Source organism: Streptomyces sp. NPDC057136, from assembly GCF_042670885.1.
Taxonomy (GTDB): domain Bacteria; phylum Actinomycetota; class Actinomycetes; order Streptomycetales; family Streptomycetaceae; genus Streptomyces.
This window is the reverse complement of the sequence record NZ_JBHUUV010000003.1, coordinates 319,283-331,188: the sequence shown is the minus strand read 5'-3', so window position 1 is coordinate 331,188 and position 11,906 is coordinate 319,283. Positions and strand designations below refer to the sequence as shown.

Sequence of the window (11,906 nt, the reverse complement as noted above, 5' to 3'; positions counted from 1 at the left end):
CGCCGGTCCGGATCAGGAGCCGCCGTTGATCTTGGCCTCGGTGACCGCGCCGGCCTCGACACCCCACTTGGTGATGATCTTCTCGTACTCGCCGTTCTTGATGATCGCGTCCAGGGCCGCCTGGACGGCCTTGGTGAGCTCGTCGTTGCCCTTGGCGACGGCGATGCCGTACGGGGCCGCCTCGATCTGGTCGCCGACGATCTCGAAGTCCTTGCCGCCGCCCGAGGTCTTCACCGCGTACGCGGCGACCGGGAAGTCGGAGGAAACGGCGTCGGCGCCGCCGCTGCGGAGCCGGGTCTGGGCCTCCAGGTCGGTGTCGAACGCCTCGATGGCGATCTTCTTGCCGCCGGCGCACTTCCCGGACTCCGCCTTGGCGAGGTCGTGCGAGACGGTGCCGCGCTGGACGGCGATCTTCTTGCCGCAGAGGTCGGCCCAGGTGCTGATGCCCTGGGTATCGCCCTTCTTGGTGTAGATCGAGACACCGGCGGTGAAGTAATCGACGAAGTCGACGCCCTCGCCGACCTTCTTGCCGGTCTCCGAGTCGACCCCGGTCTGGCGGTCCTTGGTGTCGGTCATCGCGGACATCGCAAGGTCGTAACGCTTCGAACGCAGACCCGTGATCAGCGTGTCGAACGTGCCGTTCTCGAACGTGAACTTCACGCCGAGCTGCTTGCCGAGTGCGGCGCCGAGGTCGGGGTCGATGCCCACGACATTGCCGGACTTGTCCTTGAATTCGACCGGCGGGTACGCGATGTCCGAACCGACCTTGATCTCGCCCTTGTCCTTGATGTCCTGCGGGACGAGGTCGGCGAGCGGGGCGCTCTTGGTGGTGGACGTCTCGGTGCTCCCGGTGCCGCTGTCGGTCTGGTCGCCGCACGCGGTCAGCAGCATGGTGCCGGCGACCGCGATGGCGCCGACCGCTGCAATCCGGGACTTTGCGGTCGTACGACGAGTGGTGCTTGCGGTCATGGTGGGGATCCTCCGGCGTGGTGAGGGTGAGCTGCCAGTTGGGGTGCGAACGCCCTATCGGGGGTCGCGACCCTGTGTGATTCAGGCATCTTGCCATTCGGACTAGCCCATTCAGGGCGCCGGGCATGTCAAAATCGGATAACGGGTCACCCCCGTACCCCAACGGGCCGGTACATCAAGGCCGGACCTTCTGTTGGAATTCCGTCTTTTGGCCGGAGAATCTCCGGCGTGTCTCGACTGCTGGACGACGTTTGTGTCGCTGAGTGGACTTGTCCCGATATTCGACTATGAGTCATGTCACCGCGTCGATACCGACTCGTCCGAGGTGCGCTTCATCCGGTAAGAAAGACGTTTACACCCCTCATCCGGGGCTCAGGGCGCGTGTGCGGCGCGCCCGCGCGTATGTACCTCCCCTGGCGGAGCGGGCCACCCGTTCGGTGCCAGGCACGTACGCGGTCCCCGCCCACCCCTCCTCAACCAGGAGTGGCCACCCTCAAACGATGAAGACTTAAGGGGTCAATACCATGGCAGCGGAGATCGTCAATCCTCGCAGCGACAGCAAGACGCACGGTGCGGCCAGTGCGGACAGTGACATCAGCGGTACGGGCAGCCTGACCGGCACTCCGGACGAGCCCTTCGATCCGGTGTTCGCCCTGCACCGCGGCGGCAAGATGGCCATCCAGGCCACCGTCCCCATGCGTGACAAGGACGACCTGTCCCTGGCGTACACGCCCGGCGTGGCCAAGGTGTGCAGCGCCATCGCCGAGAATCCCGAGCTCGTCAACGACTACACCTGGAAGTCACAGGTCGTGGCGGTCGTGACGGACGGCACCGCGGTCCTCGGCCTCGGGGACATCGGCCCGGAGGCGTCCCTCCCCGTGATGGAGGGCAAGGCGATCCTGTTCAAGCAGTTCGGCGGCGTCGACGCGGTCCCGATCGCGCTCGCCACGACGGACGCGGACGAGATCGTGGAGACCGTGGTGCGGCTCGCGCCGTCCTTCGGCGGGGTCAACCTGGAGGACATCTCCGCCCCCCGCTGCTTCGAGATCGAGCGCAAGCTCCAGGAACGCCTGGACATTCCGGTCTTCCACGACGACCAGCACGGCACCGCCGTCGTGACGCTCGCGGCCCTGCGTAACGCCGCGAAGCTCTCCGGCCGGACCCTGGGTGATCTGCGCGGCGTCATCTCCGGCGCCGGCGCGGCCGGAGTGGCCATCGCCAAGTTCCTGCTGGAGGCGGGCATCGGCGACATCGCCGTCGCCGACCGCAAGGGCATTGTCAGCCGGGACCGCGAGGACCTGACGGACGTGAAGCGCGAGCTCGCCGAGATCACCAACAAGGCGGGCATCTCCGGTCCGCTGGAGACGGCGCTGGCCGGCGCCGACGTCTTCATCGGCGTCTCCGGCGGTACGGTGCCCGAGCCGGCCGTCGCCTCGATGGCCCCCGGTGCGTACGTCTTCGCGATGGCCAACCCGACGCCCGAGGTCCACCCCGACATCGCGCACAAGTACGCGGCCGTCGTGGCGACCGGGCGTTCGGACTACCCCAACCAGATCAACAACGTGCTGGCCTTCCCCGGCATCTTCGCGGGCGCGCTCCAGGTCCGGGCCTCCCGGATCACCGAGGGTATGAAGATCGCCGCGGCGAACGCGCTGGCGGATGTCGTGGGTGACGAGCTTGCGGCGGACTACGTGATTCCGTCGCCGTTCGACGAGCGGGTTGCGCCTGCTGTGACCGCGGCGGTTGCTGCGGCTGCTCGGGCCGAGGGTGTGGCGCGGCGCTGAGGTAGTGCGGGTGGGTGGGGCGGGGTGGTGCGGTTCGCCTGCGGCGGGCCTGCTCCCCGCCCCGCCCCTTCCCATAACCGGGGGCTCTGCCCCCGGACCCCCGCTCCTCAAACGCCGGAGGGGCTGGGGGTGCCGGAGGGGCTGGGTGGGAGTTCGAGTTTGGTGTGTGTCACACCCCCGGCCGGTTACGCAGCCGCCCGCCCCCGCCCTATCGTCAGGGCCATGTTCGCCGCCTACGCCGCACGTATCGACCGCGACCAGCCCCTCAACGGACTTGAGCTGGGTGAACGCCCCGCGCCCGAGGCGCGTCCCGGCTGGACCACCGTCAATGTCAGGGCTGCCTCCCTCAACCACCACGACCTCTGGTCCCTGCGGGGCGTCGGCCTCGCCGAGGACAAGCTGCCGATGATCCTCGGCTGCGACGCCGCCGGGACCGACCAGGACGGCAACGAGGTCGTCCTGCACTCCGTCATCGGTCAGACGGGGCACGGAGTCGGTGCGAACGAGCCGCGCTCCATCCTCACCGAGCGGTACCAGGGCACCTTCGCCGAGCAGGTCACCGTCCCGTCCTGGAATGTGCTGGCGAAGCCCAGGGAGCTCTCCTTCGAGGAGGCCGCCTGTCTGCCGACCGCCTGGCTCACCGCGTACCGGATGCTCTTCACCAACGCCGGGGTGCGTCCGGGTGACTCCGTGCTCGTCCAGGGCGCGGGCGGTGGCGTCGCCACCGCGGCGATCGTCCTCGGCAAGGCGGCCGGGCTGCGGGTCTACGCCACCAGCCGTGACGAGGCCAAGCGCAAGCGGGCCGTCGAACTCGGGGCCGTCGAGGCGTTCGAGTCCGGTGCCCGTCTCCCGCAGCGCGTCGACGCCGTCATCGAGACGGTGGGCGCCGCCACGTGGTCGCACTCGGTGAAGTCCCTTCGGCCCGGCGGGACTCTGGTCATCTCCGGCGCCACCAGCGGTGACCGGCCCTCGCATGCCGAACTGACCCGGATCTTCTTCCTGGAGCTGAAGGTCGTCGGCTCGACGATGGGCTCGAAGGAGGAGCTGGAGAGTCTGCTGTCGTTCTGCGCGGCCACCGGTGTGCGGCCCGTGATCGACGAGGTGCTGCCCCTCGACCGGGCCCGCGAGGGGTTCGAACGGCTCGCCTCCGGCGACCAGTTCGGGAAGATCGTGCTGACCTCCTCCTGATCTCTTCCCGACGCCTGCTTCTGTCAATGATGGTTGACACTCCCGGATTGTCAACGTAAGTTGACATCATGACCGAAGCAACGGATCTCGCCGCGCGTGCCGGTGACCGTGACCCGCGTGTCGGGCTGCGGGCTGTCGCCGCGCTGCGGCGGCTGCTTGAGCAGCTGGAAGCCGTACAGGTGAGAAGTGCCCGCGTGCAGGGCTGGTCGTGGCAGGAGATCGCGGCCGAGCTGGGCGTGAGCCGGCAGGCCGTCCACAAGAAGCACGGGAGGCTTTGATGTTCGAGCGATTCACCCGAGGTGCCCGAGCCACCGTGACAGGCGCCGTGACGCATGCCGAGCGTGTCGGGGCCGATACGGTCACCGAGGAGCATCTTCTGCTCGCGCTGCTGGACCAGGAAGGCAGCCGGGCGTCGTTCGCCGCCGCGGCGCTGGGTCTCACCGACCGCCGCGCCTCGGTGGAGGCGGCGCTCGCCGACGCCCGTCGGCGTGGTGGTCTGACCAAGGCCGATACGGATGCGCTCGCCGGTATCGGGATCGATGTCGGGGAGATCGTGGCCCGGGTCGAGGGGGCGCACGGCGAAGGTGCCCTGGCAGGTGACCGGAAGAGCCGGCGGTGGTGGTCGGGACACCGCCCCTTCACGTCCGGCGCGAAGGGCGTCCTGGAGAACTCCCTCCGGGTAGCGCTCGGTCGCGGCGACCGTTTCATCGGCGAGGAGCACCTTCTGCTGGCGCTCACGGCCCGGCCCGGCGTGGTCGCGGACGTACTCGCGGAACACGGAGCGACGTACGCGACCGTGGAACGGGCGTTGCACGGGGCCGGGGGAGAGGGGCACGCCAAGGCGGGCTGACGCCCTCCCCGTTCCGTCCTCAATCCCCCCAGACTTCGTCCGGGGGACCCCCTGCGGGCTTGATTTTCGTCAGTTGTCCGTGGCCCCATCGGCGGGCTTGCGCAGCAGGGTGCCGATGCGGGTCGCGGCCGTCGACAGATGGCGCCGGGCTTCCGTCAGCTGGTCCTCCGTGACGCCCCGGTCCCTGGCCGCGTCGCGGATCTCGTCGCGGAAGCGGTCCAGCAGCCGGTCCAGGTCGCGGGCCGGGTCGCCCGAGCCCGTGGTGTCCTTGCCCCACTCCGGGTCGGCGTCGGTTTCGGCGGGGTCCGGCTTGGTGGAGGCCGGCGCGGTGGAGGGTGGCCAGGTGCCGGCTCTGGCGAAGCTGCCCAGCTGGCCGGTGATCTCCGCCAGCCCCTCCCGTACGCCCGTGGGCCAGTCGCCCCGTGCGAAGTGCTCCTGCACCTGGCGTGCGGCGTTCTGCATCTGCTCGCTCGCCTTCTCGTGGGCCTCCTTGGCCTGGCGGCGGGCCTGTTGGGCGTCCTCGCGGGCGCGCCGCGACTCGTCCTTCGCCCGGCGGGCCTGCTCCTTCCACTCCTGCTTCGCCTTGCGCAGCTCTTCCTTCGCCAGCCGCCACGCCTCGCTGCTGCCGAGGTCGCCGGGGTCGCCGAGTCCGGCGGGGCCGGACTCCCGGCCGCTCTTGCCGCCGGTGGTGTGCCGCGACTCGGAGGCCGCCGCCCGCATATCGCTGCGCAGCTTGCCCGCCGCCCCGCGCACGTCGTCGCGGATCTCCGCCGCCAGCTCGGCGACCGACTCGCGGATCTCCAGCTCCAGATCGGCCAACTCGCCGCTGCGGCCCGCCAGTTCGGCGCGCCCGGCGTCGGTGATCGAGTAGACCTTGCGGCCGCCCTCCGTGGCATGGGTGACCAGACCCTCGGTCTCCAGTTTGGCGAGGCGCGGATAGACGGTGCCCGCCGAGGGGGCGTACAGGCCCTGGAAGCGTTCCTCCAGCAGCCTGATCACCTCGTAGCCGTGGCGGGGTGCCTCGTCCAGCAGCTTCAGCAGGTAGAGACGCAGGCGGCCGTGGGCGAATACGGGAGCCATGTCAGAGCACCTTTCCGGTCGGCTCGGTGTCGTACGGGCCGTCCTCGGCCGGTGGGCGGCGCAGGAGGGCGATCGAGCCGGAGACGGTCGTCGCGCGCAGCGTTCCCGTGCCCGCGCCCAGCGTTCCGGTGATCTTCTTCGAGCCCCACATGCCGCTGACCCGCAGATCCTCGAAGGCGTTGGAGACGGCGCCGCTCGCGGTGTTCGCCTCGACCTTCGCGTCGGCGGGGTGCGGCAGCCGGATGGCGATCTCGCCGGAGACCGTGGTCAGCCGGATGTCGGTGGGCTTTCCGGACGGGTCGACATCCAGCACCATGTCCCCGCTGACCGATTCGGCGCGTACGGAACTTCCGGCGCCGTCGACGACAGTCAGATCGCCGGATATCGACTGGAAGTGGAGATCGCCGGTGACGGCCTGGGCCTCCAGGCTGCCGGAGACCGTCTCCCCGTGGACCGCGCCGGAGAGGCCGACGAGGGTGGTGTCGCCGGTGACGCCGCGCACCTCCGTACGCCCCCGGATGCCGGAGACGACCGCTCCGGCGCCGACGACGCCGACCTCGACGGACGAGCCGGCCGGTACGGCGAGCGAGACGACCGCGCGGCGCCCGCGGTTCTTCGGGTCGAGCCACTTGAGGAACCCCTTCCAGGGCAGGTCCTCATAGGCGACCGTGAGGATGCCGTCCTGCTGGGTCACGACGAGCGGCGGGCCCTCGACGTCCGTGATCTCCAGGCGGGCGTGCTGTTCCTCCGTACCGACCACGTTGACGGCGCCGTTGACGATGCGCACATGCAGCGCCGTCACCGGGTCGTCGAAGGTGAGCTTCCGAGGCTCGGCGATGGCCCACGTCGACACCGGCATGGATCTGACCTCCCGTTGGGTGCGGAGTGACGCAACATATCGCGTCTCTTGTGGAACACGATATATCGCGGATTGGGGAAGTCAAGGCCGGTCGGGCGGTGGGGTTCGGCTGCTAGAGCGCGCCATATGTGGGCAAACTGCCCTAGCGTGTGAGGCATGAACGCGACACCCGTGGGAGCGCTGCTGCTGTGCCGGACCGTCTCCGAGACCGTACGGCCGGCGGCGCATCTCCTGCGTGAGCCGATGGTGCTCACACCAGCCGGGGACGGTTGGAGTGTGCTCGTGCCGGAGGGCAAGCCCTGGAGAGGCGAGGGGTCGGGTGGCATGGGGGGAGAGCCCGTCGACCGGGTGATGGGCGGCTGGGCCGCCGCGCTCGCGGTCGGTTCCACCTGGCCGGTTCTCGCGCTGTGGTGGGACGGCGACCGGGCCGGATGCACCCTCGCGTCCGGATTTCGCCGCCCTGTCGGCTACGTCTGGCTCGCCGACGGCACCCCCGTCGGCGAGGACGGGGCCATGCGCACCTTCGCGGCCCGTCTCGGCCTCGATCCCGTCCTGGACGTCCAGGCGCTGGAGGCGCTGACCCTCGCGGACCCCGACGCGGACGCCGGCGCCCGGCTGCGCGGACTGCTCGCCGTCCTGGCCCGCACCGGAGCGGCGCTCCCGCCCGGGCTCGGCCCCGGCGAACCCGCCGACCGGCTGCGCGCCGCCGCCGGTGCCCAGCGCGAAGCGGAACGGATCGAGTGGGCCGGCTGGCGCGATGCCGTGCGCGTCGAACTCGACGCAGTCGAGAGCGGGAGCCTCGGCCCCTGGGTGCGCGGTCCGAGAGCGCGTGCGATCGCCGCCGCCCAGCTCGTCGTGGGTGTCCCGCTCCTGCTGACGGGCATCAGGCGGCGCAGCGGCGGCTGGCTCGTGGCGGGCGCGGTGCTGCTGGCGCAGGGCGCCCTGGGGCTCGCCTACAACCGGATCAGGGACGAAGCGGAGGGCTGCAGCACCCTCTAGGGCCTCTCGTTTGGGTCATGCCGGGCTCGCGGGGTCTGATCCAAACGAAAGGCCCTAGGACTTACGCGTCCTCGTCGTCCTCGTCGTCCAGCCGGGCCAGCCAGGTGGCGAGGCGCTCGACCGGGACCTCGAAGTCGGGGTTGAGGTCGACGAACGTACGCAGCTGCTCGGCCAGCCACTCGAAGGTGACCTCCTCCTCGCCGCGCCGCTTCTCCAGCTCCTCGATGCCACGATCGGTGAAATACATGTGCTGCGCTCGCTCCGGGTGAGAACGGTGATGGTCCCCACCAGGGTATGGCGTGCCTGGACGGAACATGGCCGGGAACCGTCGGTCGGCACTCCGGCGTCCTCCACCGTGCCCCTCGCACCGGCCGCGTACTCCCGCTAACCTGCGGGGAGTTGGGGAACGGGGGGTGTCATGGGTGACAGTGAGGCCCGTATTACGCGCATTGAAATGCCGGACGGAACACCGGTCTGGGCGCGGATCTCCGGGGCCGAGGAACTGGAGCGGCCCGCAGGCGGTCTGGCCTACACGGACATCGGTTACGCGGACCTGGCCGATCAGGTGCAGGCCAGGGTCGAGAGCCTGACGGGGGTCGTGACCAGCGTCGCGCGGTCGCTCGCCGAGTCCCTGCGGGCCGTGCGGCCCGACGAGGTCAGTGTGGAGTTCGGCATCGAGCTCACAGCCAAGGCCGGCAAGGTCGTCGGGCTGCTGGCGGACGGCGAGGCCAAGGGCGGCATCAAGGTCACGCTCACCTGGAACGGCGGCGGACCACCCGTCGACCCGCCGGTCACTCCACCGGTGCCCGCGCAGGCGCCTTTGCCGCCCCCGTCGGCCCCACCCGCGCCCGCGCAGCCGGCGGGCGCACCCGCCGGTGAACCGTCCGCCGGTGCGCCCACCGGCGCGGCGGCGCATCCGGGCGGCGGCCCCGCGCCCGGCAGCAGCGGCTCATGACAGGGGTGGCCGGAGGGGGCGCAGAGGGCGGCTGGGACCGGACAACCCTTGCCCTGATGAACCTCGTGATGGCGGCAACCGTACGCATCCATAGGGCGGAGCCCGGGTATGCCCCTGACGGAACCGGCAGGGGCTTCCTGGGCAGCGGCTTCTTCATCGCCCCGAGCTGGGTCCTCACGTGCGCGCACGTCGCGATGCAGGAGGAGGAGGAGCGCGAGGTGAACGTGGTGTTCAGAGCGGACCGCGACAGCGCCGCCGAGACCTCCGTCGCGGGGACGGTCGTCGCGACGCTGCCCGAGCCCGGCGCGCCCGGTGGCCCGGGGCCGCGCCCCGCAGGCTGGGCCGCTCCCGACCTGGCTCTCATCCGTCTGCTGCGGCCGGTCGACCACGCCTGTGTGTACGTCACCGAGCGCCCGGCCGCCATGCTGCCGGGCGGCACCGTGCACTACGTGGGCTGGACAGGTCCGCGCGACGGGCAACTGGCGGCGGTGACCGGCGACTGCACGGTCAAGGGCATGTTCGGCGGTCCTGCCGACGCCGAGCAGCAGATCCGGCTGGGCGGGGACTGGCTGGAGCCCGGCATGTCCGGCGGCCCCGTCGTCGACCTGGCCCGGGGCGAGGTGGTCGGCGTACTCAAGTCGCGGCTCGACGGCGAGCAGGGGGGCACCGCCATCGGCATCGAACGGCTGCGCACCATGCCCGTACCGGGCATCACTCCCGAGGACCCGCCCGCCGACACGTACCAGGCGGTCTTCCATGCCCACGACCGCTACCACGCCGACCGGCACAACAGCCCCGCCAGCACCGAGCGGACCTGGGCCGACACCCAGAGCGAGCTGCCAGTAAGGCCGGGGCGCGCCCTCAGTCCGAAGCAGCGCATCGACCTGCTCGGCCGGCTCGCCGAATTCCCGCCGCCGGTCAGCACCCGCGGCCTGCTCGACCTCCTGGACGGCCTTCCGGACGTGCACACGCGCGACCACCGCCCCGCCCCGCGCGGCTGGCGGGACGGTCTCGGCGCGCTGTACGAGGTGCGCGACGGCGACGGCGCGCTGGAACTGATCCTGCGCTACTGCATGGCGGTCATCGCCGCCGACCGGCCCTACGGCCACCCGTCCGCCGCGGGCGCCGCGCAGTCCCTGTGGGAGTGGGTCCGCAGGATGGCCGACGACCACCTCTCCCGTACCTTCCGCAAGGAGCTGGCCGTGCTGTGGGGGGCGGCCCGCCATCGCCCGGACGAGCACCGCAGGCCCGCCGCACCCCCGGCCGAACCGGCCCGGCGCAGAGAGCGGCTCTTCGTGCTGCTGGCGCTGGAGCTGCGTGGCTGGGAGCAGGGCCGTTACGACTGGCGGATCAGCGTCGGCGACACCCTCGGGGACTTCCTGCCCGTGGCGGAGGACGTCCGGGGCACCGCCCTGGCCGATCTGCCGGGGCGGCTCGCCGCGCCGCTGACCGAGGCGTTCCGGCGGTGCGACGAGCCGGAAGGCCCCGCCGTGCTCCAGGTCGCGGTCGGCCGGTCGCTGCTCGATCTGGACGTCGACACCTGGCGGTTGTCGCCCGGCGATCCGCCGCTCGGAGCCGTACGCCCCGTCGTCGTACGCCGCTCCGACCAGCCGCCGAGGAGCGAGGAGTGGCTGAAGGAGCGCAAGGCGCGCTGGAACCGGACGGGGGCGGCCGTGATGCGCGCCGAAGCGCTCGACTGCGACGACGGAATCATGATGAGCGTTCCGGAGACCGACGCCCTGCGCACCCTGGCGTACGGCACGGTCCCTCTGTTGTGCCACTACGGCACGGGCACCCGGCCCGATGCCGCGGCCGGGCTCGACCGGCTGCTGAGCAGCGGCTTCGGCGTGGCGCTGTGGAGACGGCGCGGGGGAGACGGCGGCGCGGTCTGTACGGAGTTCCACCGGCGGGCCGCCGACACGGTGGAAGAATCCCGTACGACCGAGCAACTGCCGTACAAAATCCATGAGTTGAGGAAGGGTGTCCATGCGGGCCGTATCGAGACGTTCTGGTCGGACGGCGTGACGCTCTATTACGACGATCCGCACCAGCCCCTGCCCGGAACCGAACAGCTCCTGGAGGCGCCATGACCGCAGGCTCCGGCCCGCCCCTTACGGAGCGTGCATCGGCTCGCTACCGTGAAGCACGCCTGGCAACGGCCTCTCCGGTGGACGAGCGACGACGAGGAACGCTATGAGTGAACCCAGTGAGTGGCTCATCTACCGAGGGGCCGGCGAACCGCACGAGGGCATAGAGCGGCTGCCCGCGCCGCCGCCCTGGCGGGACTTCGCAGGCCGCGGTACTCCCGCGGACGGCGAGGCGGACGGCTCCGCGGACCGGCGGCTGGGCAGTCACCGGCACATGGCCGAGCTGCACAGGCCGGGCGCCGAGGAACTCGAAATGATCAACGCCGCGCTCTATCTCCGCAGGCCGCTGCTGGTCACCGGGAGCCCCGGTGCCGGAAAGAGCACCCTGGCCCACTCGGTCGCCCATGAACTGGGCCTCGGCCGCGTCCTGCGCTGGCCCATCGTCAGTCGCTCCACGCTGCTCGACGGGCTGTACCACTACGACGCCATCGCCCGGCTCCAGGACGTCCAGATCGCCGCGCACGGCGGGGCCGTCGGGCCGGCCGGAGCCGACCCGACGGACAGCATCGGCAGCTATATCCGGCTCGGGCCGCTCGGCACGGCACTGCTGCCGTCCGACCGGCCGCGGGTGCTGCTCATCGATGAGCTGGACAAGAGCGACATCGACCTGCCGAACGACCTCCTCAATGTGCTGGAGGAGGGCGAGTTCGCCATTCCGGAGCTGGAACGGATCGCCGACCGGCTGCCCGACGGCGAGGCGACGGTCCTCGACAACGACGGCAACAAGGTCGCGATCAAGGGCGGCAGGGTGCAGTGCTCGGCCTTCCCCTTCATCGTCCTCACGAGCAACGGCGAGCGCGACTTCCCCGCCCCCCTCATGAGGCGCTGCATCCACCTGGAGCTCGGCCGCCCCGACCACCAGCGGCTGGCCACGTTCGTACGCGCGCACCTCGGCGACGAGGCGGCCCGCTCCGGGGACGACCTCATCACGCACTTCCTGGAGCGTTCACGCGGTGAACTCCTCGCCACCGACCAGCTGTTGAACGCCATCTACCTCACCGACGCCGCTGCCCCGGCCGGCCGTGACCGCCTCGCCGACCTGCTCATCCAGCGACTCGACCGGCCGAGGTGATGC

12 protein-coding genes are annotated in these 11,906 nt (G+C 71.0%); 8 read left to right on the top strand and 4 right to left on the bottom strand.

Going from position 1 to position 11,906, the window contains the following annotated elements; translation table 11 throughout:
* Positions 1 to 12 precede the first annotated feature (12 nt).
* On the bottom strand, positions 13 to 969 hold the full coding sequence (locus tag ACFT7S_RS05840) for an ABC transporter substrate-binding protein (protein WP_382727480.1): 957 nt from the start codon (positions 967 to 969) through the stop codon (positions 13 to 15).
* A 524-nt stretch (positions 970 to 1,493) separates the two neighbouring features.
* Here ACFT7S_RS05840 and ACFT7S_RS05835 point away from each other — a divergent pair.
* From ACFT7S_RS05835 to ACFT7S_RS05820, 4 genes are all read left to right on the top strand, one after another.
* On the top strand, positions 1,494 to 2,753 hold the full coding sequence (locus tag ACFT7S_RS05835) for an NADP-dependent malic enzyme (RefSeq protein WP_382727477.1): 1,260 nt from the start codon (positions 1,494 to 1,496) through the stop codon (positions 2,751 to 2,753).
* Between the two features lie 222 nt (positions 2,754 to 2,975).
* Positions 2,976 to 3,941 (top strand): zinc-binding dehydrogenase, encoded by a 966-nt coding sequence (locus ACFT7S_RS05830; RefSeq protein WP_382727475.1) that lies wholly within the window; start codon positions 2,976 to 2,978, stop codon positions 3,939 to 3,941.
* 68 nt (positions 3,942 to 4,009) lie between these two features.
* The gene (locus ACFT7S_RS05825; protein ID WP_382727473.1) at positions 4,010 to 4,219 is read left to right on the top strand and encodes a helix-turn-helix domain-containing protein; all 210 of its coding nucleotides are present in this window, start codon (positions 4,010 to 4,012) and stop codon (positions 4,217 to 4,219) included.
* On the top strand, positions 4,219 to 4,791 hold the full coding sequence (locus tag ACFT7S_RS05820; RefSeq protein WP_382727470.1) for a Clp protease N-terminal domain-containing protein: 573 nt from the start codon (positions 4,219 to 4,221) through the stop codon (positions 4,789 to 4,791). The genes ACFT7S_RS05825 and ACFT7S_RS05820 overlap by 1 nt, the downstream gene beginning before the upstream one ends.
* 69 nt (positions 4,792 to 4,860) lie before the next feature.
* Here ACFT7S_RS05820 and ACFT7S_RS05815 read toward each other — a convergent pair whose 3' ends face one another.
* Both ACFT7S_RS05815 and ACFT7S_RS05810 read right to left on the bottom strand, forming a co-directional pair.
* Positions 4,861 to 5,871 (bottom strand): helix-turn-helix transcriptional regulator, encoded by a 1,011-nt coding sequence (locus ACFT7S_RS05815; protein WP_382727467.1) that lies wholly within the window; start codon positions 5,869 to 5,871, stop codon positions 4,861 to 4,863.
* Between the two features lies 1 nt (position 5,872).
* The gene (locus ACFT7S_RS05810) at positions 5,873 to 6,730 is read right to left on the bottom strand and encodes a DUF4097 domain-containing protein (protein ID WP_382727465.1); all 858 of its coding nucleotides are present in this window, start codon (positions 6,728 to 6,730) and stop codon (positions 5,873 to 5,875) included.
* A 156-nt stretch (positions 6,731 to 6,886) separates the two neighbouring features.
* Between ACFT7S_RS05810 and ACFT7S_RS05805 the strand changes: the two genes are divergently transcribed.
* Positions 6,887 to 7,729 (top strand): hypothetical protein, encoded by an 843-nt coding sequence (locus tag ACFT7S_RS05805; protein ID WP_382727463.1) that lies wholly within the window; start codon positions 6,887 to 6,889, stop codon positions 7,727 to 7,729.
* Between the two features lie 61 nt (positions 7,730 to 7,790).
* Here the strand turns inward: ACFT7S_RS05805 and ACFT7S_RS05800 are convergent, their stop codons facing one another.
* Complete coding sequence (locus tag ACFT7S_RS05800; protein ID WP_003966321.1) at positions 7,791 to 7,976, bottom strand: DUF6104 family protein; 186 nt, start codon at positions 7,974 to 7,976, stop codon at positions 7,791 to 7,793.
* A 171-nt stretch (positions 7,977 to 8,147) separates the two neighbouring features.
* On the opposite strand from ACFT7S_RS05800, the gene ACFT7S_RS05795 reads away from it, so the two are divergent.
* The 3 genes from ACFT7S_RS05795 to ACFT7S_RS05785 all read left to right on the top strand — a co-directional run bounded on the left by ACFT7S_RS05795 (position 8,148) and on the right by ACFT7S_RS05785 (position 11,903).
* Positions 8,148 to 8,684 carry a CU044_2847 family protein gene (locus tag ACFT7S_RS05795; RefSeq protein ID WP_382727460.1) on the top strand — a complete coding sequence of 179 codons (537 nt, stop codon included), beginning with the start codon at positions 8,148 to 8,150 and terminating at the stop codon, positions 8,682 to 8,684.
* 56 nt (positions 8,685 to 8,740) lie between these two features.
* Complete coding sequence (locus ACFT7S_RS05790; protein ID WP_382727457.1) at positions 8,741 to 10,774, top strand: trypsin-like peptidase domain-containing protein; 2,034 nt, start codon at positions 8,741 to 8,743, stop codon at positions 10,772 to 10,774.
* A gap of 103 nt (positions 10,775 to 10,877) precedes the next feature.
* The gene (locus ACFT7S_RS05785; RefSeq protein WP_382727454.1) at positions 10,878 to 11,903 is read left to right on the top strand and encodes an AAA family ATPase; all 1,026 of its coding nucleotides are present in this window, start codon (positions 10,878 to 10,880) and stop codon (positions 11,901 to 11,903) included.
* The last annotated feature ends 3 nt before the right edge of the window (positions 11,904 to 11,906 follow it).

Excerpts from the sequence above, each read along its gene's own strand:
- ACFT7S_RS05815 (WP_382727467.1), bottom strand. The coding sequence starts at position 5,871 with ATGGCTCCCGTATTCGCCCACGGCCGCCTGCGTCTCTACCTGCTGAAG.
- ACFT7S_RS05825 (WP_382727473.1), top strand. The coding sequence starts at position 4,010 with ATGACCGAAGCAACGGATCTCGCCGCGCGTGCCGGTGACCGTGACCCG.
- ACFT7S_RS05810 (WP_382727465.1), bottom strand. The coding sequence starts at position 6,730 with ATGCCGGTGTCGACGTGGGCCATCGCCGAGCCTCGGAAGCTCACCTTC.
- ACFT7S_RS05785 (WP_382727454.1), top strand. The coding sequence starts at position 10,878 with ATGAGTGAACCCAGTGAGTGGCTCATCTACCGAGGGGCCGGCGAACCG.
- ACFT7S_RS05795 (WP_382727460.1), top strand. The coding sequence starts at position 8,148 with ATGGGTGACAGTGAGGCCCGTATTACGCGCATTGAAATGCCGGACGGA.
- ACFT7S_RS05830 (WP_382727475.1), top strand. The coding sequence starts at position 2,976 with ATGTTCGCCGCCTACGCCGCACGTATCGACCGCGACCAGCCCCTCAAC.
- ACFT7S_RS05840 (WP_382727480.1), bottom strand. The coding sequence starts at position 969 with ATGACCGCAAGCACCACTCGTCGTACGACCGCAAAGTCCCGGATTGCA.
- ACFT7S_RS05790 (WP_382727457.1), top strand. The coding sequence starts at position 8,741 with ATGAACCTCGTGATGGCGGCAACCGTACGCATCCATAGGGCGGAGCCC.
- ACFT7S_RS05835 (WP_382727477.1), top strand. The coding sequence starts at position 1,494 with ATGGCAGCGGAGATCGTCAATCCTCGCAGCGACAGCAAGACGCACGGT.
- ACFT7S_RS05800 (WP_003966321.1), bottom strand. The coding sequence starts at position 7,976 with ATGTATTTCACCGATCGTGGCATCGAGGAGCTGGAGAAGCGGCGCGGC.
- ACFT7S_RS05805 (WP_382727463.1), top strand. The coding sequence starts at position 6,887 with ATGAACGCGACACCCGTGGGAGCGCTGCTGCTGTGCCGGACCGTCTCC.
- ACFT7S_RS05820 (WP_382727470.1), top strand. The coding sequence starts at position 4,219 with ATGTTCGAGCGATTCACCCGAGGTGCCCGAGCCACCGTGACAGGCGCC.